Below are 19,994 nucleotides of genomic sequence, written 5' to 3'. Positions count from 1 at the left end.
CAATTTCATGCGCGCCATCGACTTGCTTCGCCACAATTTTGCAATGACCGAATCGTGGACGATGCCGATCTTGGAAGATCTGCAAAAGACGCCGCTCGCCGCCGCAACGCCCGGCGGAAATCACGCACTTTGGATCTTTGGGCATCTCACCTTTTGCGAAGGGCTGATCGTGCGGCAGTTTGTGTTGGGCGAACCGAACGAATTCGCCAACTGGATGCCGATCCTTGGCCCCGAAAGTCGCCCCGAAGAAGACGCCGACGCTTATCCCTCTTGGGAAGAAGTCGCAACCAGTTTTCGTCAGGCCCGCGATCGCACGCTCGCCTGGCTCGAGACGCAAAACGATGACGATCTGGATCTCCCCTGCAAAGCGCCGCCCAAGGGGATGGAAGCGGCCTTCGCCAACCGCGGCGCCGGCATCTCGCTCGTGATCACGCATTGGTGTAATCATCGCGGGCAACTTTGCGACATCCGCAAAGCGCTCGGTCGCCGGCCCATCTTTCGCTAACGCTGACGATACGCAGGATATCGATCTCATGCCGTATGACGAACAACTCGCTTCGCGCGTTCGCGGGCTGCTGCAGCGCAAGCGCGGCGTGACCGAAAAGAAGATGTTCGGCGGGCTCGCCTTTTTGCTGAACGGCAACATGTGCGTCGGCGTGTCGCGCGATGCACTGATCGTGCGCATCGGTCCTGACGCCTACGAAGAGGCGCTCACGGAAGAGCACGTCCGCGAGTTCGACTTTACCGGCCGCCCGATGCGGGGCTGGATTGTGGTCGAAGAAGCGGGGCTGGTTCAGTTCGCCGCGGTCAAAGATTGGACCGACCGAGCGGTTGCCTTTGTAAAGACGCTGCCCAAAAAGTAAGGAATGCGAGGATTCGCACTTACTTTATCCATCTCAGGATCATAAAAATCATTAATATCTGGGATCGGACGCGTATCGTAAATTTTGAATTCTCGATTAACACATGAATAAACTAGAAACGTCCCGCATAGCACAAGGACAACTCCAGGACCTGCAGCAGCCAACTTACCTTTAAGAGTTGTGTGATTGAGCTCTAACTCAACGCTTTCTGTCACACCGAACCAAGCAACTATTACGCCTGAAAACGTGACAGTCAGTCCGATCACCATACCTAGTGTCATCTGCATTAGTCTGACGGCAAATGTTTGACCACGAAGATCATCCATATCGACTCGTGAATAAATAGTCCAAACCGTAATAAACACGCAAACATTGCAAACAATGAAAAGAAACAACATGATCCAAATCAAGGGGTCTTTTACCAAGAGAGATGGGGATCGAGGCATCATTATTGTTCCTTAAGAACCAGTTTATTCCCGAATGGAATTGGCTACGGGATTTCGTGCTCGTCGTTTGTTCCGAGAAGTCGGAATTCGCACATATCCAATCCACCTGGCCCTTTGCAAATTGAGATTAGTTCACGTATTTCCGAGGCTGCACCTACTGTCGAAAGGCGATTTTCATCCGTAAAAAAATCATCTTCAAGGTGGCCGTTTACCCAGACTCTAATTCGATACCTAAATCGATACTCTCCCTGCGCGAGACCGATTACAGCGAATGGGACGAATAGTTGAATATTTTTCTGAACTACATCATTCGTTGAATTTGTAAACCGAACCCAATTCCCCACGCCTCCGAGGCTTTCCGACTTGTATCCCCATGAAGCTCCAAGCCTCGTCACAGGCGTCGGTGACCATTCCGTAACGTCCTCCCAAATTCCATCCGCATTCCTGACCTTACGATAGAAAAGATATGCGCCAACCGTAATGCGTTCCCTAGGTCTGGAATTGACATACAACAAAATTACGTCACCGCGCTCACCGTTATTATCTTTATTTGGGCCCGCTCCCCACTTCGGTAATCCATATGTCGCTTTGCAAACTACTCCACCTAAGCCGATTCGCTGGCGTGGTTTACCATCTGCAAAAGCACCGGAAACGGTAAGCATTACTAGGGCTACTACTAGAAAAGCGATTCGAACCATAGCTTAATAGCTCCCACATCTAGGCTTGCTTATAGAGGAGTTCCAAGTGATTTGATATCTGCGACAATCACTCCACCAGACACGGCGATTGCGCCATGATGGGCAACCTGCGACAATCCGGCAAGTGCGTCTTGGCGGTTTCGTGATTGCTTGATCGCGGCCAAGCGTTTGTCTTGCCGAGAGTTGTTCAGCATGTCGTCTTCATCGCGCGCTTCGATTCAAGAACACTTCGCCGATCTGACGGATCCGCGGACTCGCAAGGTAACTTATCCGCTAGTCAACATCGTCACGATGTCGCTCTGTGCGGTGCTAGGTGGAGCAGATGATTTCGTTGCGATCACTGACTGGGCCGAAGACAAGAAAGAGTGGCTTTCGCAGTTCCTCGACATGAGCACCGGCGTTCCTTCGCATGATCGCTTCAACGCGATTCTCGGCGCTTTGAAGCCGGCTGAATTTGAGAAGTGTTTGCTTAGCTGGATCACTTCGTTGCAAGAGATTACCGATGGGCAGATTATCGCGATCGACGGCAAAACTTTGCGGCGCAGCTTTGACGCCGCCAGCAGCAAGGCCGCGATTCATATGGTCAGCGCCTGGGCGACCGCCAATCATGTGAGTCTCGGGCAAGTCGCGACTGACGCGAAGAGTAATGAGATCACGGCGATTCCGAAATTGCTCGAAATCATCGAGGTTTCCGGCTGTTTGGTGACGATCGACGCGATGGGTTGTCAGAAAGAGATCGCCGCCAAGATCGTTAACGCAGGCGGTGATTACTGTCTGGCGATTAAAGGGAATCAGCGTTATCTGCATCAAGCGATTCGCGATCACTTCGCCGCTGCGATGGAAATCGACTTTGCGAAAATGAAAGTTCACCGCCACGAGACGCACGAGAAAGGGCATGGCCGCGAAGAGTCGCGTTACTACTATCTCTGTCCAATCGACGCCGATGATTTTCCGTACGCCTCGCGTTGGACGAAGCTGAAGGCGATCGGAATGACGATCAATATCGTCAAGCAAAACGGCAAAGAGACGAGTGAAGTACGCTACTACATCGTGAGCAAATATCTCACCGGCAAACGCTTCGCCGAAGCGGTCCGAGGGCACTGGAGCATTGAGAATTCGCTCCACTGGCAACTCGACGTAACGTTCGGCGAAGACCAAAGTCGAATCCGCAAAGGCCACGCCGACGTCAACTTCAGTCTGCTAAGAAGAACAAGCCTGAGCTTGTTGAAGAACAACAAAACGGCGAAGGTGGGCGTGAAGAACAAGCGGCTAAAAGCTGGAAGGAACGACGCCTACTTGTTGGAAGTGTTGCTGGGGACGTGATTTATGGTGCGATCGCCGTGCTCCACCAGAAGACTACACTATACCCCCAGATCGTGCAATCATTTTATGCTACGACAAGATCGTCAGCGCTTTGCGGACTGCGGCGACAAAGATCTCGACTTCTTCTCGCGTGTTATACAGGTAAAAGCTGGCTCGGGCGCTCGATGCGATGCCGTAGCGGGCATGCAGCGGCATGGCGCAGTGATGTCCGGCGCGGATCGCGACGCCGGCGGTGTCGATCATCATGCCGATGTCGTTAGGGCTGATGCCGTCGACCGTAAAGCTGACGATGCCTGCTTTTTGGTGCGGCGCCGGGCCTAAGATTCGCAAGCCCGGCACGTCGGCCAGCAGTTGATGCGCGTACTCGGCCAGCATTTGCTCGTGCGCGAGAATATTGTCGAGACCGATGTTCTCTAGGTATTCAATCGCCGCTTTGAAGGCGATCGCCGCAGTGATCGGCGGCGTGCCGGCTTCAAACTTGGCAGGCAGCAGCGCCGGCGTAAAGCTGTCGATCGTCACCGTATTGATCATGCTGCCGCCGCCCAAGAAGGGAGGCATCGCTTCTAGCAGCGCTTGCTTGCCGTACAAGATCCCCAGTCCCGAAGGCCCCACCATTTTGTGAGCGCTGAGCGCCACAAAGTCGGCGTCCCACGCGACCACGTCGATCGGTTTGTGCGGAGCGGCTTGGGCGGCGTCGACCGACACGACTGCGCCAACTTCGTGCGCTTGGCGCACGATCTCGGTGACCGGATTGATCGTTCCCAACACGTTGGAAGCAGCCGAGACGGCGACCATTTTGGTCCGTTCGCTCAGCAGGCCCGGCAGTTCGTCCATCGCCAACAGGCCGTCGCCGGTGATCGGCAACGCTTTGATCTTGGCGCCGGTCAGTTGGGCGATTTGCTGCCATGGGACGAGATTCGAGTGATGCTCCATCTCGGTTACTAGGATCTCATCGCCGGGCGCCAAATTGGCGCTCCCCCAAGCATGAGCGACCGTGTTGATCGCCGAGGTGGTCCCATAGGTGAAGATCACCTCGTTTTTCGATTTGGCGCCCAGAAATCGCTGCGCCGCTTCGCGCGACTCTTCGTACATCGACGTCGACTCGTTGCTCAGCTGATGACCGCCGCGGTGGACGTTGGCGTAGAACCGCTCGTCGACTTCGCGCAGCGCATCGATCACCTGCTGCGGCTTCTGCGATGACGCGGCGTTGTCCAGGTAAACCAGCGGCTTGCCGTGCACTTCTTGGTGCAGGATCGGGAAATCGGCGCGGATCGCGTCGAGATCGAGCTTGTCGGCATGCTGGGAGGCAACCGTCATGATGTTTCTAACCTTTGGATATTCGCCCACTTTGGACGAGAGGCCGCTCTGAAATGAGAGCGGCGGAATTTTCGCATTGCTTTATGATTTTAATCGTCTGAGGGCGAAAGGACAACTCGCCCGCCGGGTCTAAGGCGCAGAAAAATCGTAGGCTGGGTGGAGCAAAACCGCGTGCGATTTCGCCATCACCAAACAACAGGAACGGTTTGCGCAACCCACCAGAACCGCGGACCGTTTCGATAGCGGCGGTCAGCGCTAAGAGGCTTGGGCGACGGCGGCCGCTTCGTCTTTGGCCGTCTCAAACGGCGCTTTTGAATGCGGAGAATCCGAGATCAGCCGACACAACGTCAGCATTGCGTCCAAGTTGTCGGACAGGTTGAAAAAGATAATCCGGACGTCTCGTTCGGCCACGGCGCGGCGCAGGCCCAAAAATGACAACAGGCCGACGCTGCTCATAAACGTTACGTTCGCAAAATCGATCAGCACCGCACGACATCCGGTCGACGCGGCGATCATTTCGTTTCGTAGATCGTAACAATCTTCCGGAGTTCGCAACTCCTCCGGCAGCAGCGTTACCTTCACCAGGTCCCCTTCGCGGGAGGACAACATCAAAGTGCTTTCGTTCACGCGGATGTCCCTTATGACGCTTTGCCGATGCAATACAAATGTTTGCGGCCACGGATATAGATGCAGCCGTCCGAAATCGCCGGCGATGCGATCGTCTCGTCGTCGAGCTTGTTTTCCGCCAATTTTTGGAACTGGCGCTCCGCAGCGACCACGCTGCAAAGTCCATCGGTATTCAGAAAGTAGACTCGATTCTCCGCTGCCACGGGAGAGGCTTTAAACTTACCGCCCAATCGCTCTTTCCATACTAGTTCGCCGGTCGCCGCATCGCGACAAACGGCGATTCCGTCATCGGTCACCGTAAACAGCAGTCCATTCAAGACGACCGGGCTCGGCGAATCGGGAGTCGACTGCGCTTCTTCCCACACGATCGCCGAATCAGGAACGCGGCCCGTTTTGATTTCGTCCAACGCGACCGCCAACGTCGGCCCCCGCATGCCGCGCGTGCAGTAGATCCGCTGGTCGTCGCTGGTCGGGCCGGTCACGGTCCTTCCCCCTTCTAAGCCCGGCAGAAACCAGATTTGCTGACCCGTCTTCGCGTCGTAGGCGTCCAGTTGATTTCCGCCCATGACGATCAACTCGGTCCGGCCGTTCCGCTGGCGGACCAGCGGGGTCGTGTAGGCGTCGGCCTGCTCGGCCGGCGCGCCGGTCATCCGCTTGGTTTTCCAGACCAGCTTGCCGGTCTGCAGATCATGCGCGACCAGATAACTTTCGACCGGCTGTTGGTCGAGATCGGCCAACGAATCTTGCATGCAGACCGAAATCACTTTCCCGTCAACAATGACCGGGCTATTCGCGTGCCCCCACCAGATTGTGTAGGCGCCGTATTCCTCTTGCAGATCGCGGCGCCACTTTTCGTTCCCCTCAAAGTCGTAGACTGCCAAGATTCCATTGCCAAAGTGGACGGCGATCCATTTGTGATGAACGGCCGGCGAGGGCGAAGCAAGATTGTGCAGGTTGTGAAACTTTTGTCGCAAACGTTTCGGCGCTTCGCGCGGCACGTCGCCGGAGCCAACTTCTATCTTTCGCAGCGGGCTGCCGTAGTTTTTGTCAAACAGCTGTAAAAAAAGGCGACCTTCATCGTCTTGTGAAGTAATAATTAATCCAGCGTCCTGAATGACCGGCGTCGAACCGCCCCAGCCGGGAAGCTCCGCCTTCCAGCGGATATTCTCGGCATCACTCCAAGTGACCGGCACATCGGTCTCCAGGCTCACACCATCCCCACGGTCGCCGCGCCAATTGGACCAGTCGTCGCCAACGGCAAAATCGGTCGTCGCTGCAAAAATCAGCAGTAGGGCTAACCCGAATGGTCGATAGTTCATCTTGGGGCGTCTCCAGCAATCGGTAGGTAACGTTATGGCAGGGCTCACGTTATTAACTTATCACCTACAAGCGGCGAAATCGAGTAAAACCGATCCGACCGAAGTAGAATCAGGCAGCTCCGATTGTTCGACCGGCAATGCATGTCCTATGCTTGTACGAGGACCGACCGACCGAAAAACGGCGGGGTCAGAGACCGTCACCACCCCGCAAGCCGGCGACACGCACGATGAGCGAACTGGACCGATTTCCGGAACTGACTGAATATCTTCGCGGCCGCGGCCATAGCGACGAAGAAATCGAACTAATTTTGGCCGAGCTCCACCGCAAAGACGAAGGAGTCATGATCGACTCGGTCATGGACTCGATCGACCTGGGCGATTTCGACATCGAAGAAATCATCAAAGCGGCGCTGGGTGAGAAGTAGACCGCTGAGAAGATTTTATATCCCAAATGTGACGCTTGGGGACGGATGCGTAAAACTGCTTCGCGATCAAAATCTTCGCTACATTGAACGCACCCATCACTGGTCCTCTGAGCGCGCCTCTCTTCTTTGTCCTTCAGACGCGGCCGGCCCTCTCGCTGACGGCAAGGTGCTGCCGGCGTCAATCTAGCGAATCGCAATCGCTACGCAGCGGGGCGTCTAAGGCGCAATCGGCGCGACGTCTCGGAAAGTATCGCCGAATCGAAGTTCGTCAAAATCGGTCGAATAGATCGCTTTGAGATAGATTGTATCAAAGCGAAAATCGGGGAGTTGGAGCTGAAGCGTTTTGGTTTCGTCCGCCGGAGTTTGACGGAGCGGCGGATCCATCCAAATGGTCGCAAGTTCGACTCCGGGACGAAAATCGATTTTCATCACGACGAAGACGACTTCGCCGGTCGTACGTTGACTCGTTTTGACGTTCACCTCATGACCATTAAGCAGCGCGGCCGCCGCCCATTTGCCGTGAGGGGCGCCATGCAGCCGACCGATTCGTATGCCTGCCTTTTGTGAGCCGAGCTGTACGAGGGCAAACCGGCTGTCTCTTTCTTCATCATACGATTGCGCGAGGAAGCTGACCCAGACGGTGCTTCCGTCGGCCCCAAGTTGTTCCCCATCTCGTAACGATTCTGGCGCCGCCGATACATCCAGTTTTCGTTCGGACACGGATTTGCCGGCGCCGCTTGACCGGAGTTGGCGTCCAGTCACTTGAAGCGTGCGGGAGTTCAGGTCGGTATAACCGAGCGGCGCAAACTGCCGCATGTCGTGCATGCCGCTGGCGTGTTGTAGTGGATCCGTCTCAACGACGGCTTCGACTTCGCCCGATTCGATCCAGGGAGTTGCGAATCCAAATCCGCCGTTGGCGCCTTGCAATCCTCCAATCGTCGGCGATTCGACATCTTCGGACTCCAGCCCCTCGTAGTCGAAGCCCTCATACGCGAACGGCCGCGAAGTTTGAGGTACGGGGCCGAAGAAGGCCTGATAGGTCAGGCCGCCGACCAGCAGGAACGCCAAAACCAAGATGCTCCAAGTCATCCAGCGGCGCGATCGACGATCGCCATTCGCATCGCCGAGGAGCGCGGACGGCGAATCTCTTATCTCGCGAGCCGAATCGATATCGGTCAGCAACATGGTCGATTGAATCCGGCGACGCAGAAACGTATGGAGAAAGATGCGACGAAAGATCGCATCGGCTTGTTGTTCATTTTCTCGGATCCAATCACTAAGCGCCTGGGCTTGCACGTCGGTCAACGTTTCGCCGTCGAGGTGAGCGTCGATCAGCTCCAGAGCTTCCTTTTCGTCCATGTCAGGAATTCGCCCTCGCGATCCGACGACGAACGCAATCGGAAAGTGCGGAACGAGTCCGCGAAAGCGTGACGCGGACCGACAAAGCGGTCATTCCGAGACGAGCGGCGATCTCTTGCGGCTTGAGGTCCTCGCCATAACGGAGCGTCAGCAATTGCCGTCCGCGGCCGACCGTTCGCTTGAGACACTCGTCCAAGGCTTGCTGTTCTTCGGAAATCAAGTCTTGCACGCGCGTGCAAGCCGCAGCCAAAGCGTCGATCGCTTCGCCAGCGAAGATCAGCTTGTCTCGTTTTTGCGAGCGGTAGAAATCGGCGATTTTGATTTTCGAGACCCAGAGCGCCCAATGGAGGAACGGCTTCGTCGGATCGTACTCGTCAAAACGAATCGCCACCTCGGCCGCCACTTCCTGGAGCAAGTCCTCGGCGTCGGAAAATTGCGGCGTCATCGAAATCAAGAACGCCAATACCGAAGGCTGAGCTTCGACCCAGCGGCGGGCAAGCTGCTCTCTCGTTTTGCGCGTTTCCAGCTGATATTTGCTTTCGCTTTGTTTGCTCATCGACTTGTTGAACCAAACGACTGTCAGGCGTTGATTGAACCAGGGGGCCCTTGGTTCATGATAGTGGCGAATTGTTTTCCGTTGATGTTTTTTTCTCGTTTTTCAGATTCTGGGCGCTAACGATGGGGGCTGATTCGCGATATTCAACTGGCCTTAGAAATCATGTTCAAACGCCCCTATCCATCATAGTCATCAAGTTTCGTCTGAACGAGGAAAAATGTTTATGCGCTCTCCTGATCGTCAACAAGGATTTACCCTTGTCGAACTGTTGGTCGTCATCGCGATTATTGGCGTTCTCATCGCTCTTCTGTTACCGGCGGTCCAACAAGCGCGTGAAGCTGCTCGGCGGATGACATGCACCAACAAGTTGAAACAAATCGGCCTAGCGCTGCACAACTATCACGATACGCATGGGAAGTTTCCAGCGGGAACCTTTTTCGACACGACAGGCGTCGGTCCCATCGATTTCAGCAGTTCGAGCTGGTGTAAATCGTTGTCGAGTGATCCGACTGGATCCCGCGGTCGGGCTCCCTGGACGGTGACGATCCTCCCCTTCCTTGAGCAGAAAAACCTGTACGACCAATTTTCACTCGGCTCGACGTTTCCGATGCACAGCGGCGACCTAAGCAACTTGGACAGTACGAATCCCAATAAGGCGCTTTTCAGCTCAAACAACCCGGCCTATCAATGCCCCTCGAGCCCCGGATCTCTTAGTGACTGGAACTCGATCAGTTACTTCGGCGTCCAAGGGGGCGGACCGACCGCCAGTTGCTCGACGACATCCGGCCAACGCGTCTACTATGTCAATGGAGCGCTCTACTTCAATTCCAGTAACGGCTTTCGCGACTTTTCGGACGGCTCTTCGAACATTCTCATGGTCGGCGAGAACAAGTACGCTTTGACCCCCACGGGGCGCGCCGATGGGATTCATAGCGGATGGAATTCGTCGATCAGAATTAACAATGATCAAGCGCTCCCCTTTGTGTTGTCCGCGGCTCGCGGTCAGATCAACTCCTATCCCGGCGATGGAACGAAGAACGACACTCTGAATATTATGACGCAGCTCTTCGGCAGCTTTCACCCCGGCGGCGCGATGTTTTTGGTAGGAGATGGTTCGGTTCATTTCCTCCCAGAGACAATCGACTTAACGACCTATCAAACGCTGGGCCAAATCAGCGACAGTGCCCCCGTTGGCGGACTCGGAGCTGGGAGTTAATCGTTCTAGTCTTTCCACATCTCTGATTTTGGAGCTACTTTTCATGCCTGCTCGTATTGAAGTTGTCCAACGGATGGCGACCCGGTGGAAGTGGAGTGTTGCAATCACCGCATTTGTTTTGCCCGTCATACTGGCTGGATGTCGCAAAGACGATTCGACCGTTCACCTGACAGGATCGGTCACATACGATGGTCGACCAGTTCCTTGCGGAAATATTTGGTTCATCCCCGATCATAAACAAGGCAACAGCGGCCATGGGAGTATGGCGTTGATTCGTGACGGCAAGTATGACACCCAAAGCGGCTTGGGCGTCGTCGGCGGCGCCCATCTCGTTCGGATCGAAGCGTTCGACGGCGTCGTTCATGGCGACAACGCCGATGGCAAGCTGATTACCAAGCCGTACGAACAGAGTTTCGAGCTGCCGATGACCTCAGGAACATTGGATTTCGAGATTCCCGCCGGGCCCCAATAGATCAATTAGGTGATGTCCGCGAACACTCTCCGCAACGAACCCACCCCGCCTCATTCCTTCCCCCTGCCGCTCAAAGCACTGCTAACTTCGCGACAGTAGAAATGCAGCTTGTCTAGGCGTCTTACCGCTGACTTCGGCTGTTTGAAAATCGGCCTCTCCTATAATTCACCTCGAAGGTATCGCCAAATGCTTATTCGCCAGCTTCACTGCGCACTCTGCTTACTTCTGGTCTTGGGGATCTATGGACAGCTTCCGGCTCAGACCAACAAGACCGACGCGCAGTTCGACGTTGTCATCTATGGAGGAACGTCTGCAGGAATTATGGCGGCCGTACAAGCGAAACGCCTGGGAAAGAGCGTTGTCGTGCTTGAGCCTAGTACGCGAATCGGCGGCTTGACCACCGGCGGATTAGGAGCGACCGACATCGGCAACAAAGCCGCGATCGGCGGTCTAGCCCGTGAGTTCTATGTTGCGGTGCGCGATTACTACAGCGACGCGGATCACTGGAAGTTCCAAACCGCTCCCAGTTTCGCTAACAAGCGATTCGACGATCTCAAGGTCAGCCGCCAAGAGGCGATGTGGGGCTTTGAACCCTCGGCCGCGCTCCAGATCATGCAGGCCTTCGTGGACCGGCAACAGATTCCTGTCGTCTATCAGGCAAAACTAGATCGAACGCCAATCACTGCCGGAAAGCCCGAAGTTCAAGGGGTTATGACCTCAGGTCACAAAATTGTGGCGATCAAATTGCTCCATGGTGACATCTACCGCGGAAAGGTTTTCATCGATGCTACCTATGAAGGCGATCTGATGGCGGGGGCTGGCGTTTCCTACGCCACCGGACGAGAAGCGAATGCTGCTTACGGCGAAACGTTAAACGGCGTGCAAACTCGCCAGGCCCACTTTCACATTTTCCAACCCAAAGTCGATCCCTACATCGTGCCAGGCAGACCAGACAGTGGGCTACTGCCTGGGATTGATCCCCATGGCCCAGGCGATGAAGGTTCGGCCGATCGCCGCATCCAGGCATACTGCTTTCGCATGTGCCTGACCGATCATCCCAACAATCGCATTCCGTTCGCTAAGCCGGATGATTACAACCCTGCACTATATGAACTGCTGCTACGAAATTATGAAGCAGGCGAGCGAGGATTGCCTTGGATCAATTCAGGCATGCCCAATCGAAAAACGGACACCAATAATCGACTAGGATTTTCAACGGACTTCATTGGCCAGAATTATGACTATCCTGAAGCCAGTGACTCCGAACGGGAATTGATCATCGACCGTCATCGATCTTACCAACAAGGTCTGATGTGGACGCTGGCCTATCATCCGCGCATGCCGGAGGAAATTCGAGCAGAGGTTTCGCGTTGGGGAATGTGCCGCGACGAATTTCAGGCGGGCAATGGCTGGCAAGAGCAGCTTTACGTCCGCGAAGCGCGCCGGATGATCGGCGATTATGTCATGACGCAACACCATTGCGTGGGTGAAACGGTCGCCGACAAATCCATCGGACTGGCTGCCTATGGAATGGATTCACATCATGTTCAAAGATACGTGACTGCGGAAGGATATGTCCAAAATGAGGGAGATGTGGAAGTCGGCGTAAAGTCTCCCTACTCGATTGACTATGGTGCGATTACTCCCCGAGCAGCGGAATGCGAGAATCTGCTTGTGCCTGTCTGCGTGAGTTCGTCGCACATTGCCTACGGTTCGATCCGGATGGAGCCTGTGTTCATGGTGCTGGGACAATCGGCGGCCGTCGCGGCGGCGATGTCGATCGACATGAATATTCCCGTGCAGCAAGTTCCCTACGAGGAGCTTTCCGCCCAGCTGAAACAGGGACAGCAGGTCCTCCAATGGGACGCCGTAAAATAAGAGAGCGCGTCTCGTTGCAGCTTACGTACTTTCCACGTTTCCATCCGCTCTGATCATTTCGTCGGCTGAGTAAAACGGCATCACTTGGTCGCGAGCAAAGGCCAACGGCGGCGAATTGATGAACATCATCCGGGCCAGCATCCGCAAACTGGCCTGGACCCGCTCGACGCATTGGCGTTGCCAACGTTCAGAGAACCGATCGATTGCCTGTGCGCAGTTTCTAACCCTTGCTCTTGCGGTGAAGATGCCGTAAGAGCAAGTACGCCGGTGTTACCGAATCGGGACGCGACGTTTCTTTTTGCTGCGGGCTAGGCGCCGATTCCGCTCGCGGCGGCTCCTTACCTTGGGAGGCTTGGACGAGACTGGATCGTTGGACGGGACTGGATCGTGGGACAGGACTGGATCGTGGGACAGGACTGGATCGTGGGACGGGACTGGATCGTGGGACGGGACTGGATCGTGGGACGAGACTGGATCGTGGGACAGGACTGGATCGTGGGACAGGACTGGATCGTGGGACAGGACTGGATCGTGGGACAGGACTGGATCGTGGGACGGGACTGGATCGTGGGACGGGACTGGATCGTGGGACGGGACTGGATCGTGGGACGGGACTGGATCGTGGGACGGGACTGGATCGTGGGACGGGACTGGATCGTGGGACGGGACTGGATCGTGGGACGAGACCGGACTCTTTGTTTCTGGCGGCGCTGGTTGGTTGGTGAGGCGGTACCTGGGATAGCTCCGGCTTTGTTGTTCTGGATCGTGCGTCGTCATGGCGATTTCGCCGGCGGCGATCATTCGATCCCAGGCCGGGCCGAACTTGGTTCCGCTGATTCCGCTTTGCTCGCGAATTTTGGATTTGCTCGCCTGATCGGGATCTAAGCGGTGGATCGCGACGCGGATTTTGGCGCGCAGCCGTTGCTCAAGCGAGCGGGCCTCGAGCTCCGGCGCTTCTTCTTGCAGCGACTCGACGGCGTGAAGCGAGACGTTCCACTTGCGGCCGCCGGCGTCTTCCAGGCGACCTTCGTCGATATCAACGCCCCACTCTCCGCCGTGGCCGGCGTTGCCGCCGACCGTCAGCCAAAGCTGATGCCGACCGCTGCCGGGTTCATACTGTAGGCGGCGGTTCACCAATAACCATTGCCGCGCGAAATCCGTGCCGGCATTGGGGATGTCGTTCACAGTCATCGCGCGCAAGGGAAGCGACTTCCGCGCCGGACAACAGACAATCGGCGTTGCGCCCGCCTCCAAACAGCAGCGGACCAACTCGCAAAGCTGCTGCGCTTGAGCGACTCCACGGGTCGCCGTCAATTGCAGCGGATCGATCAACACCGTTTCCAGTTGATGGCGCAAAATCCAGTCGCGCAACTCCCCCAGGCTCGCCGGATCGGCGGCGCCTTTCATCGTCAGCGCCCAAACGAAATTCGGCAGCTTGTCGGTATCGACGCCAGACGCATCGCTCCAGCGCCGCGCAAGATCGATCAGCGTCTGTCGCCCTGCTTCGCCGCTGATGAACCCGACGCGAAACGGACGTTCGGCGGCGAACTGCCCCAGAAACTTGCCGCCGCTCGCCAGCGCACCGCACAAGTCGACCGCGAGCGATGTTTTCATCCCTTTGCTGGGGCCAACGATCACCGCCGGTTCGTTTCGCATCAGAATGTTGGGGATTAGCCACTGAAGCGGCTGTTGCTCGCGGAGAAGTTGTGCGGTGGTCAACTCTCGAAACGAGCAGTCGCTTGGCGTCTCATCGCCGGCAGTCTCGGCGAACGCGTCCTCGGTCGGATGCGGCTGCGCGAAGATCGCCGGATCGCGGTTGGCGTCGGTCTCAGCAGCGTCGTCGTCCATGATTTTTTGGACCATGGAGATCGTCTGCTCAGCGGGATATCCGGCGTCAGACATCCGCGCAATCAACAGCGGGACGTCGCCGAACGGCTTTCCTTCGGACTGCAATTGCGAAATGACGGCTTGAAGATCGCGATAGGGTTTGCTTTGCAAACAAGCGACCAGCGGCGAACTGCCGCGTATCGCCGTGCGCCTGCTTCGCAATCGCTTCCGCCGCTGCTGAAGTCGCTTGGCTCCCATGTGAGTTCCCCCATTTCGAGCGTAGAGAAGTAGATACAGCCCACACGCGCATCCAGCGACCGCTCCGCAGAACGGAAAATAATGGCTCCGCATTTGCCGACACGCTACAGAAGAAATCCTAACGAAGTTCTAAGACTTTGTCAAGTCTTGTCTGCGACATCATCCATTCGCGGGCAAAGGCCCGCGTCGGCGAGTTGGCCTGGCCTCGTTCGACGCGCTGACGTTGGCGACGTTCGTAACGCGACAACGCATAATCGAAACGGGTCGCTTCGGCGCGCGACAGTTCAGCGGCCAATGCGGCGGTCGACCAGCGACAAACCGAGCATGTAACCGCGGCCTGGGCATTTTGGATGACGTTCGATCACGACCGGCTGTTCGCCGGGACGCCGCCGCAGCGCTGCGGGTGGCGCAGCGATCCAGAGGAGAGGCATCCCACTTCCTCGGCGGAAATGGTCCTCTTTTTACCTTTGTCCCCCTTTAAAAATGGAGATTCGGCCTAAAGTCCACATATTTCATCAACTTTCGAGGGTGCGTCTCTAGGAGGTTGCCAGAAGTTGGGCTAATTTAGTATTAATTCTCCCAAATTCCTGTGGTGTACGTATGCAATTCCATCCATCTCCGGTCTCTTCCTCACGCCGAGGGTTCACCTTGGTGGAACTCTTGGTCGTCATCGCCATTATCGGCGTGCTTATTGCGCTGCTGTTGCCGGCGGTGCAACAAGCGCGCGAAGCGGCGCGGCGGATGTCCTGCACGAACAAGCTGAAACAGATCGGCTTGGCGCTGCACAATCACCATGACACCTATGGGCAATTCCCCGCAGGCGTGCGAAACACCAATACGCCCAATTTTTCGAGCTCGACCTGGTGCGGTTCGACCGGCGAAAATGGCGACGCTCGCGAACCGTGGACGGTCGCGATTTTGCCATTTTTGGAACAGGGGAATCGCTTTGATCTGTTCGACCTGAATGGAGCATTTGTTCCCACTTCGGACACTGGCGCCGCTGCCGCGAATGAAGCGCAGTTCAAACTGGCCAATGCGGCCTATCAATGCCCGTCCGATCCCGGTAGTCGCAGCGACTGGCCGACTCTGAGCTATTTTGGCGTGCAAGGAGGAGGCCCGACGGCCGAGCAAAGTTGCGCCAATAACTCTGGCGGGCGCCTGTTCTATGACAACGGCATCTTGTTTTTCAATTCCAAGACCAAGTTCCGCGACATGACCGACGGCACGTCCAACACTTTTGCCGTGGGCGAATCGAAATACTGCCTGACTCCGGAGAGTCGCGCCGATGGGATTTACAGCAGTTGGGCGTCAGGAACGCGAATCAACGCCGCGTTTGGCTTGCCATTCGGAGTCGCGGCCGCATTTCAGCAGATCAATTCCGACCCGCGCGTCGGGTTGAAGAACGACACGCTGCACATCATGACCAAGCTGTTCGGCAGCTATCATCCAGGCGGCTGTCACTTCTTGTTCGGCGACGGTTCGGTCCACTTCTTGCCAGAGACGATCGATCTGGCTATTTACCAACAAATGAGCAAACGGCAAGATGGGCTGCCGGTCGGCGGATACGCGCCGTAACGAGCGACAATTGCCCTCCGTCGTGTGCGGCTACCGATGCGGTGGAAGCTCTCTTTCTTTTTGCCGGCTGAATCGTCTTATGAATACTCAACTATTGCAAATTTGTCGCGCGTCGACGCTATGGACCGCGGCGATAATGTTGGCCGGCTGCGGCGGGTCGACTTCGATGCCTCATCTCTCGGGGAAGGTTACCTACGACGGACAGCCGGTTCCGGCGGGAACCATTATGTTCGCGCCAGATACCCAGGCAGGCAATTCAGGCCCCGGCAGCCTGGCGGTGATTCGCAACGGCGAATATGACACGCGTGAGTCGCTAGGCGTCGCCAGCGGTCCGCATGTCGTGCGAATCGAAGGCTTTGACGCGGTCGCCACAAGAGATAATCCGGACGGAATGCCTCTCTTCCCCGCTTATCAATTTCATCACGACCTGCCGCAGTCGAGCGACACCATCGACTTTGACGTGCCGAAGAGCAACGCCAAGCAGAAATAAGTCGCAGGCCGCTCTCACGGGCTACGGTTTGACCGGCTCCATGGTTCCGCCGTCCCACACAATCTTGCACTGCGGGAGCGCCTGGTGAAGCTGGTTGACGCCGGCTGCGGTGATCTTCGTCTTCTCGAGTTCGATCCCTTTCAAGTTTTTGAAATTCTTAAGAACATCGATACTCGCGTCTGAAATGACCGTTTCGGCGATGATCACGTGATTCATCTCGCGGCACTCGCGAAAGTAGGCGAGTCCTGCGTCGGTGACGCGCGTTCTGCCGATAGAGAGATATTTTATCTTTTTGCAATCCTGAAAATGGGCGAGCCCTTTGTCGCTGACATTGGTGTAGCGCACATTGAAAAAATCCAGGTCAGCGACGTTGGTGAATCGCAGCAGCCAATCATCGGTGACGGCGGTTCCCCCGAGATTGATGTCTTTCAACTTACGATCGGCCAAGGGAAGCAAGTCGGGAAGCGTGAGCGTTACATGCCATAATTGAAGTCCCGATAATTGCTTACAATCGGCAAACTGAGCGAGGCCGGATCCGGCTCGGGGAGACTCGTTGCAGTTGATATAACGCAGACTGCGGCAGTTGCGGAAGTACGCCAGGCCGCGGCCTGTCAGGTTCGCAATCCCATGCATCGTCAGCCTTTCGACCGCTGTGCAGTTTTCAAATATCGCGAGCCCGTCGTCGGTCACTTGCTTATTGTTGATGAAGCTAACCGAGGTCAGCGCAAACGGCGGCGATTGAAGTTGTTGTAGGTTCGATACATAGGGGCCGCTGTTGGCCTGAACCGTCCCTCCGACCGACAGCGCATACTTGGCGGCCAGGTAGTCCGGATCTTGCAGATAGGGAGACGCCGGTTTGACAACGTCGTCGTCGAGCACCATCAGTTGGATGTCTTTGTATTGTCCTGCGCTATTTCTCGCCGTTCCCAAGCCGACGCTTAGCTGGTCTGTCGGGTCATCCTCTCGATCGACTTCAAACAGTTCTTTTCCATCGACATACAAAATAAATTTGCGACCGATACCGGCGATTGCGATCTCTGAGAAGGGACGAGGGTTGTCACGAGTATGCGCGGTCAAAAGATCCTTCCACCGCGCGCCGACCGGAGAATATCCGATCCCAAAGTGTCGGCCGCCGAAATTCCACCACGCGGAGTAGGTCGGATTGGACTGACGAACTTTCAAACAAATGTTGAGTCCACTCTCATATTTCAGTCGCGCTCGAAAGAGAAAATTTTTGGCGCGGACCGGAGGAAACAAAAGATCCGTCGCATTGCGAAGCGTCACGACGCCGTTGTCGAACGCAACGAGTTCTCCGGCAGACGGCGGCTTATCGCGCGCCGCAACCCAACGATCAAATTCTGCTTGATTGGTCAACAACGAAACCCATTTGCCGGTCGCAAACGCATCGTAGTCATGCGGCGGGGATGATGTCGGTTTGTCGCTGGCGACCGGACCAGCCGACATGCTTGCAGCAGCGGCTTTGGCGACGACAGGCGCCGCCGCAACCGCGTCTGTCGGAGTGGACGAAACGGTGACGGCTTCGGCTGATTTCTCCCAATAGACGTGAACCTTTGATTCAATCCCGCTGGAGATGGTGAGTTCGCGGACGTTGGTTTTCAGGCCGCTGCTCGTTTCTAACGCGAACATGTATTGGCCCGGCGGCAGCGGTTTTGTTTGCTCGGTTCGACGTAACTGGATCGTCGTCGTCTCTTGCGTTTTTTGATTGACCAGTTGCAGATCGTGGTCACGGAGATGCGCGACGAAATCGTCTCCGTCCACTTCGACGACGAGCGCCCCGTCGGGAGTAGAGATCTTGAACAGCAGCCCTGCGCCATAGTAGAGCAGTCCGCATAGCAGCAGACCGACGCCGATCGCGCCGCCGAAAAAAGGGACTCCTCGTTTTGGGCGAGTTCGCTTGCCGCGCGAGGAACCGGCCTCCACAACCACTGCCGGCAGCTGCCGGTTGATCAACTGCGCTTGCGTTGCAAAGTGAGTGGTCGGCGACGTGTCGATTTCCTGCTGCGGTTCGCCCAGCGCGATCGGCCCTGGCGACGCGTTTTGTGACAAAGGGACCTTTTCTAAATCCGCGAGCAGATCGCCGGCGCTCGGATATCGATCGGCCGGCAGCTTCGCCAGACATTTCTGATAGATCGCTTCCAACTCCGGCGGCACGTCGCTGCGCGCCGCGATGAGGCTCAAAGGCGCCTGCTCGCGATGACCGAGCAACTTGACCATCAACGACTCGCCGCCAAACGGCGGACGCCCTGTCAGCAGGTAACAAAGCGAACAACCAAGACTGTAAAGATCGGCTTGCGGCGTCACCGTCTTGGCGTCGATCGCTTGTTCGGGCGCCATGAAATCGATCGTCCCCATGATCGCGCCGTTTTGAGTCAGCCCCGACTGATTGGCGTCGGTCTGCATCCGCGCGATTCCCATGTCGAGAATCTTCACCACGCCTACTGGATTGAGCAGCAGATTGGCCGGCTTGATGTCGCGATGGATCAGCCCCATGCGGTGGGCGTACGCTAATCCGCGCGCCGCTTGCATCATATAGTCGACTGCTTGGGCCACCGGCAGCGGTCCTTGGCGACGGACGACGGAACTCAGATCGTGGCCGTCCACAAACTCCATCACGAAAAAATGGAGCCCTTCCGCTTCGTCGGCGTCGAACGCTTCGACGATGTTGACGTGCCGCAATTGCGCGGCGAGTTGCACCTCTTGATTGAATCGCTCGATCCCGTTCGTCCTGCCCAGCATCTCGGGGGGCAACACCTTCAACGCCACGTTGCGATCCATCTTGTTGTGCCGAGCCTTGTAGACCTGGCCCATTCCCCCTGAGCCGATCTTGTCGAGAATCACGTAGCGGCCCAGCTTTAAACCGCGCGTGCGACCATTCGCGACCGAGCGCAATTGAAATCGCGTCAGCAGTTCGGACTCTAGGAGAAATTCCGACAGTTGATAGGCGTTTTTTACGCGCGGCAACTGCGCCAACTGGTCGGGAGTAAGAATCTCGGCTTTGGTTAGATTCGCTTGCAGCGTTTCTAAGGGAAGATCGTCTGGAAGCAATAACGCGATTCTCAGCGCAGTGGATGACGGCAGGTGCAATTCCTCGCTCTCCGGCTCCGCCTGATCGAGCCAGACGAGCTTTTGGAGCGCGACGACATGCCGTTGCAAATCGGCCGCCAAGAGGGTGTCGCCGCCGGCCAGCATGGTGAGGTCGATCTGGTCGCCGCCGTGGACGGTATCTTCCCACTTCGCCAGTAAGTCCAAGACGCGGTCGTCGAGCGTCATAATTCGATCCTCGGGCGCGTAACCGGCGTCAGCACGGCCCGCCGCCAGGCGTTC

General features: G+C 56.4%; 20 protein-coding genes. 9 read left to right on the top strand and 11 right to left on the bottom strand.

Annotated features, from left to right (window positions below; translation table 11 throughout):
* Positions 1-7: 7 nt before the first annotated feature.
* Positions 8-505, top strand: a complete 498-nt coding sequence (locus DSM3645_RS02270) for a DinB family protein (protein ID WP_002650383.1) — start codon at positions 8-10, stop codon at positions 503-505.
* 28 nt (positions 506-533) lie between these two features.
* Entirely contained in the window at positions 534-863 is a 330-nt protein-coding gene (locus DSM3645_RS02265; RefSeq protein WP_002650382.1) for a TfoX/Sxy family protein, read from the top strand.
* Positions 864-1,353: 490 nt separating this feature from the next.
* Here DSM3645_RS02265 and DSM3645_RS30130 read toward each other — a convergent pair whose 3' ends face one another.
* Both DSM3645_RS30130 and DSM3645_RS30795 read right to left on the bottom strand, forming a co-directional pair.
* On the bottom strand, positions 1,354-2,007 hold the full coding sequence (locus tag DSM3645_RS30130) for a hypothetical protein (protein WP_131282129.1): 654 nt from the start codon (positions 2,005-2,007) through the stop codon (positions 1,354-1,356).
* 29 nt (positions 2,008-2,036) lie between these two features.
* Complete coding sequence (locus DSM3645_RS30795; RefSeq protein ID WP_202594991.1) at positions 2,037-2,201, bottom strand: hypothetical protein; 165 nt, start codon at positions 2,199-2,201, stop codon at positions 2,037-2,039.
* Between DSM3645_RS30795 and DSM3645_RS02260 the strand changes: the two genes are divergently transcribed.
* Complete coding sequence (locus tag DSM3645_RS02260) at positions 2,200-3,330, top strand: ISAs1-like element ISBlma8 family transposase (protein WP_002652115.1); 1,131 nt, start codon at positions 2,200-2,202, stop codon at positions 3,328-3,330. The two genes, DSM3645_RS30795 and DSM3645_RS02260, sit on opposite strands and share 2 nt — an antisense overlap.
* Positions 3,331-3,399: 69 nt before the next feature.
* Here the strand turns inward: DSM3645_RS02260 and DSM3645_RS02255 are convergent, their stop codons facing one another.
* From DSM3645_RS02255 to DSM3645_RS02245, 3 genes are all read right to left on the bottom strand, one after another.
* A complete protein-coding gene (locus DSM3645_RS02255; protein WP_002650380.1) occupies positions 3,400-4,647 on the bottom strand; it encodes an aminotransferase class V-fold PLP-dependent enzyme in 1,248 nt (415 codons plus the stop codon).
* Positions 4,648-4,902: 255 nt separating this feature from the next.
* The gene (locus tag DSM3645_RS02250; protein ID WP_002650379.1) at positions 4,903-5,274 is read right to left on the bottom strand and encodes an STAS domain-containing protein; all 372 of its coding nucleotides are present in this window, start codon (positions 5,272-5,274) and stop codon (positions 4,903-4,905) included.
* Between the two features lie 11 nt (positions 5,275-5,285).
* Positions 5,286-6,593, bottom strand: a complete 1,308-nt coding sequence (locus DSM3645_RS02245) for an outer membrane protein assembly factor BamB family protein (protein WP_002650378.1) — start codon at positions 6,591-6,593, stop codon at positions 5,286-5,288.
* Between the two features lie 227 nt (positions 6,594-6,820).
* On the opposite strand from DSM3645_RS02245, the gene DSM3645_RS02240 reads away from it, so the two are divergent.
* Positions 6,821-7,018: a hypothetical protein gene (locus DSM3645_RS02240; protein ID WP_002650377.1), complete on the top strand. Its 198-nt coding sequence runs from the start codon at positions 6,821-6,823 to the stop codon at positions 7,016-7,018.
* A gap of 216 nt (positions 7,019-7,234) precedes the next feature.
* Here DSM3645_RS02240 and DSM3645_RS02235 read toward each other — a convergent pair whose 3' ends face one another.
* Entirely contained in the window at positions 7,235-8,377 is a 1,143-nt protein-coding gene (locus DSM3645_RS02235; RefSeq protein WP_002650376.1) for a hypothetical protein, read from the bottom strand.
* Position 8,378: 1 nt separating this feature from the next.
* Positions 8,379-8,933: a sigma-70 family RNA polymerase sigma factor gene (locus DSM3645_RS02230; protein ID WP_002650375.1), complete on the bottom strand. Its 555-nt coding sequence runs from the start codon at positions 8,931-8,933 to the stop codon at positions 8,379-8,381.
* A gap of 223 nt (positions 8,934-9,156) precedes the next feature.
* Between DSM3645_RS02230 and DSM3645_RS02225 the strand changes: the two genes are divergently transcribed.
* From DSM3645_RS02225 to DSM3645_RS02215, 3 genes are all read left to right on the top strand, one after another.
* Positions 9,157-10,149 carry a DUF1559 domain-containing protein gene (locus DSM3645_RS02225; protein ID WP_002650374.1) on the top strand — a complete coding sequence of 331 codons (993 nt, stop codon included), beginning with the start codon at positions 9,157-9,159 and terminating at the stop codon, positions 10,147-10,149.
* 43 nt (positions 10,150-10,192) lie between these two features.
* Complete coding sequence (locus DSM3645_RS29175) at positions 10,193-10,621, top strand: hypothetical protein (protein WP_237564739.1); 429 nt, start codon at positions 10,193-10,195, stop codon at positions 10,619-10,621.
* A 186-nt stretch (positions 10,622-10,807) separates the two neighbouring features.
* Positions 10,808-12,499, top strand: coding sequence for an FAD-dependent oxidoreductase (locus tag DSM3645_RS02215; protein ID WP_040351542.1), 1,692 nt, complete (start codon positions 10,808-10,810; stop codon positions 12,497-12,499).
* Positions 12,500-12,769: 270 nt separating this feature from the next.
* Here DSM3645_RS02215 and DSM3645_RS02210 read toward each other — a convergent pair whose 3' ends face one another.
* The 3 genes from DSM3645_RS02210 to DSM3645_RS30370 form a co-directional block, all read right to left on the bottom strand.
* Positions 12,770-14,584, bottom strand: a complete 1,815-nt coding sequence (locus tag DSM3645_RS02210) for an AAA family ATPase (protein WP_002650370.1) — start codon at positions 14,582-14,584, stop codon at positions 12,770-12,772.
* A gap of 118 nt (positions 14,585-14,702) precedes the next feature.
* The gene (locus tag DSM3645_RS30375) at positions 14,703-14,879 is read right to left on the bottom strand and encodes a hypothetical protein (protein WP_002650369.1); all 177 of its coding nucleotides are present in this window, start codon (positions 14,877-14,879) and stop codon (positions 14,703-14,705) included.
* Positions 14,869-15,015 carry a hypothetical protein gene (locus DSM3645_RS30370; RefSeq protein ID WP_002650368.1) on the bottom strand — a complete coding sequence of 49 codons (147 nt, stop codon included), beginning with the start codon at positions 15,013-15,015 and terminating at the stop codon, positions 14,869-14,871. The genes DSM3645_RS30375 and DSM3645_RS30370 overlap by 11 nt, the downstream gene beginning before the upstream one ends.
* A gap of 220 nt (positions 15,016-15,235) precedes the next feature.
* Here DSM3645_RS30370 and DSM3645_RS02205 point away from each other — a divergent pair, with 220 nt between their 5' ends.
* Both DSM3645_RS02205 and DSM3645_RS02200 read left to right on the top strand, forming a co-directional pair.
* On the top strand, positions 15,236-16,159 hold the full coding sequence (locus DSM3645_RS02205) for a DUF1559 domain-containing protein (protein ID WP_002650367.1): 924 nt from the start codon (positions 15,236-15,238) through the stop codon (positions 16,157-16,159).
* A 79-nt stretch (positions 16,160-16,238) separates the two neighbouring features.
* A complete protein-coding gene (locus tag DSM3645_RS02200) occupies positions 16,239-16,649 on the top strand; it encodes a hypothetical protein (RefSeq protein WP_002650366.1) in 411 nt (136 codons plus the stop codon).
* A gap of 21 nt (positions 16,650-16,670) precedes the next feature.
* Here DSM3645_RS02200 and DSM3645_RS27560 read toward each other — a convergent pair whose 3' ends face one another.
* Positions 16,671-19,940, bottom strand: a complete 3,270-nt coding sequence (locus tag DSM3645_RS27560; protein WP_002650365.1) for a serine/threonine protein kinase — start codon at positions 19,938-19,940, stop codon at positions 16,671-16,673.
* Positions 19,941-19,994: the final 54 nt, after the last annotated feature.

The sequence above is a fragment of the Blastopirellula marina DSM 3645 genome (genome assembly GCF_000153105.1).
Taxonomy (GTDB): Bacteria; Planctomycetota; Planctomycetia; order Pirellulales; family Pirellulaceae; genus Blastopirellula; species Blastopirellula marina.
The sequence above is the reverse complement of the archived record's forward strand: the minus strand, read 5'-3'. Positions and strand labels throughout refer to the sequence as shown.

What these genes read in the sequence shown, in the direction of transcription:
- DSM3645_RS02270 (WP_002650383.1), top strand. Translation starts at nt 8, where the DNA reads ATGCGCGCCATCGACTTGCTTCGCCACAATTTTGCAATGACCGAATCG.
- DSM3645_RS02265 (WP_002650382.1), top strand. Translation starts at nt 534, where the DNA reads ATGCCGTATGACGAACAACTCGCTTCGCGCGTTCGCGGGCTGCTGCAG.
- DSM3645_RS30130 (WP_131282129.1), bottom strand. Translation starts at nt 2,007, where the DNA reads ATGGTTCGAATCGCTTTTCTAGTAGTAGCCCTAGTAATGCTTACCGTT.
- DSM3645_RS02260 (WP_002652115.1), top strand. Translation starts at nt 2,200, where the DNA reads ATGTCGTCTTCATCGCGCGCTTCGATTCAAGAACACTTCGCCGATCTG.
- DSM3645_RS30795 (WP_202594991.1), bottom strand. Translation starts at nt 2,201, where the DNA reads ATGCTGAACAACTCTCGGCAAGACAAACGCTTGGCCGCGATCAAGCAA.
- DSM3645_RS02255 (WP_002650380.1), bottom strand. Translation starts at nt 4,647, where the DNA reads ATGACGGTTGCCTCCCAGCATGCCGACAAGCTCGATCTCGACGCGATC.
- DSM3645_RS02245 (WP_002650378.1), bottom strand. Translation starts at nt 6,593, where the DNA reads ATGAACTATCGACCATTCGGGTTAGCCCTACTGCTGATTTTTGCAGCG.
- DSM3645_RS02240 (WP_002650377.1), top strand. Translation starts at nt 6,821, where the DNA reads ATGAGCGAACTGGACCGATTTCCGGAACTGACTGAATATCTTCGCGGC.
- DSM3645_RS02235 (WP_002650376.1), bottom strand. Translation starts at nt 8,377, where the DNA reads ATGGACGAAAAGGAAGCTCTGGAGCTGATCGACGCTCACCTCGACGGC.
- DSM3645_RS02230 (WP_002650375.1), bottom strand. Translation starts at nt 8,933, where the DNA reads ATGAGCAAACAAAGCGAAAGCAAATATCAGCTGGAAACGCGCAAAACG.
- DSM3645_RS02225 (WP_002650374.1), top strand. Translation starts at nt 9,157, where the DNA reads ATGCGCTCTCCTGATCGTCAACAAGGATTTACCCTTGTCGAACTGTTG.
- DSM3645_RS29175 (WP_237564739.1), top strand. Translation starts at nt 10,193, where the DNA reads ATGCCTGCTCGTATTGAAGTTGTCCAACGGATGGCGACCCGGTGGAAG.
- DSM3645_RS02215 (WP_040351542.1), top strand. Translation starts at nt 10,808, where the DNA reads ATGCTTATTCGCCAGCTTCACTGCGCACTCTGCTTACTTCTGGTCTTG.
- DSM3645_RS02210 (WP_002650370.1), bottom strand. Translation starts at nt 14,584, where the DNA reads ATGGGAGCCAAGCGACTTCAGCAGCGGCGGAAGCGATTGCGAAGCAGG.
- DSM3645_RS30370 (WP_002650368.1), bottom strand. Translation starts at nt 15,015, where the DNA reads ATGCCTCTCCTCTGGATCGCTGCGCCACCCGCAGCGCTGCGGCGGCGT.
- DSM3645_RS02200 (WP_002650366.1), top strand. Translation starts at nt 16,239, where the DNA reads ATGAATACTCAACTATTGCAAATTTGTCGCGCGTCGACGCTATGGACC.
- DSM3645_RS27560 (WP_002650365.1), bottom strand. Translation starts at nt 19,940, where the DNA reads ATGACGCTCGACGACCGCGTCTTGGACTTACTGGCGAAGTGGGAAGAT.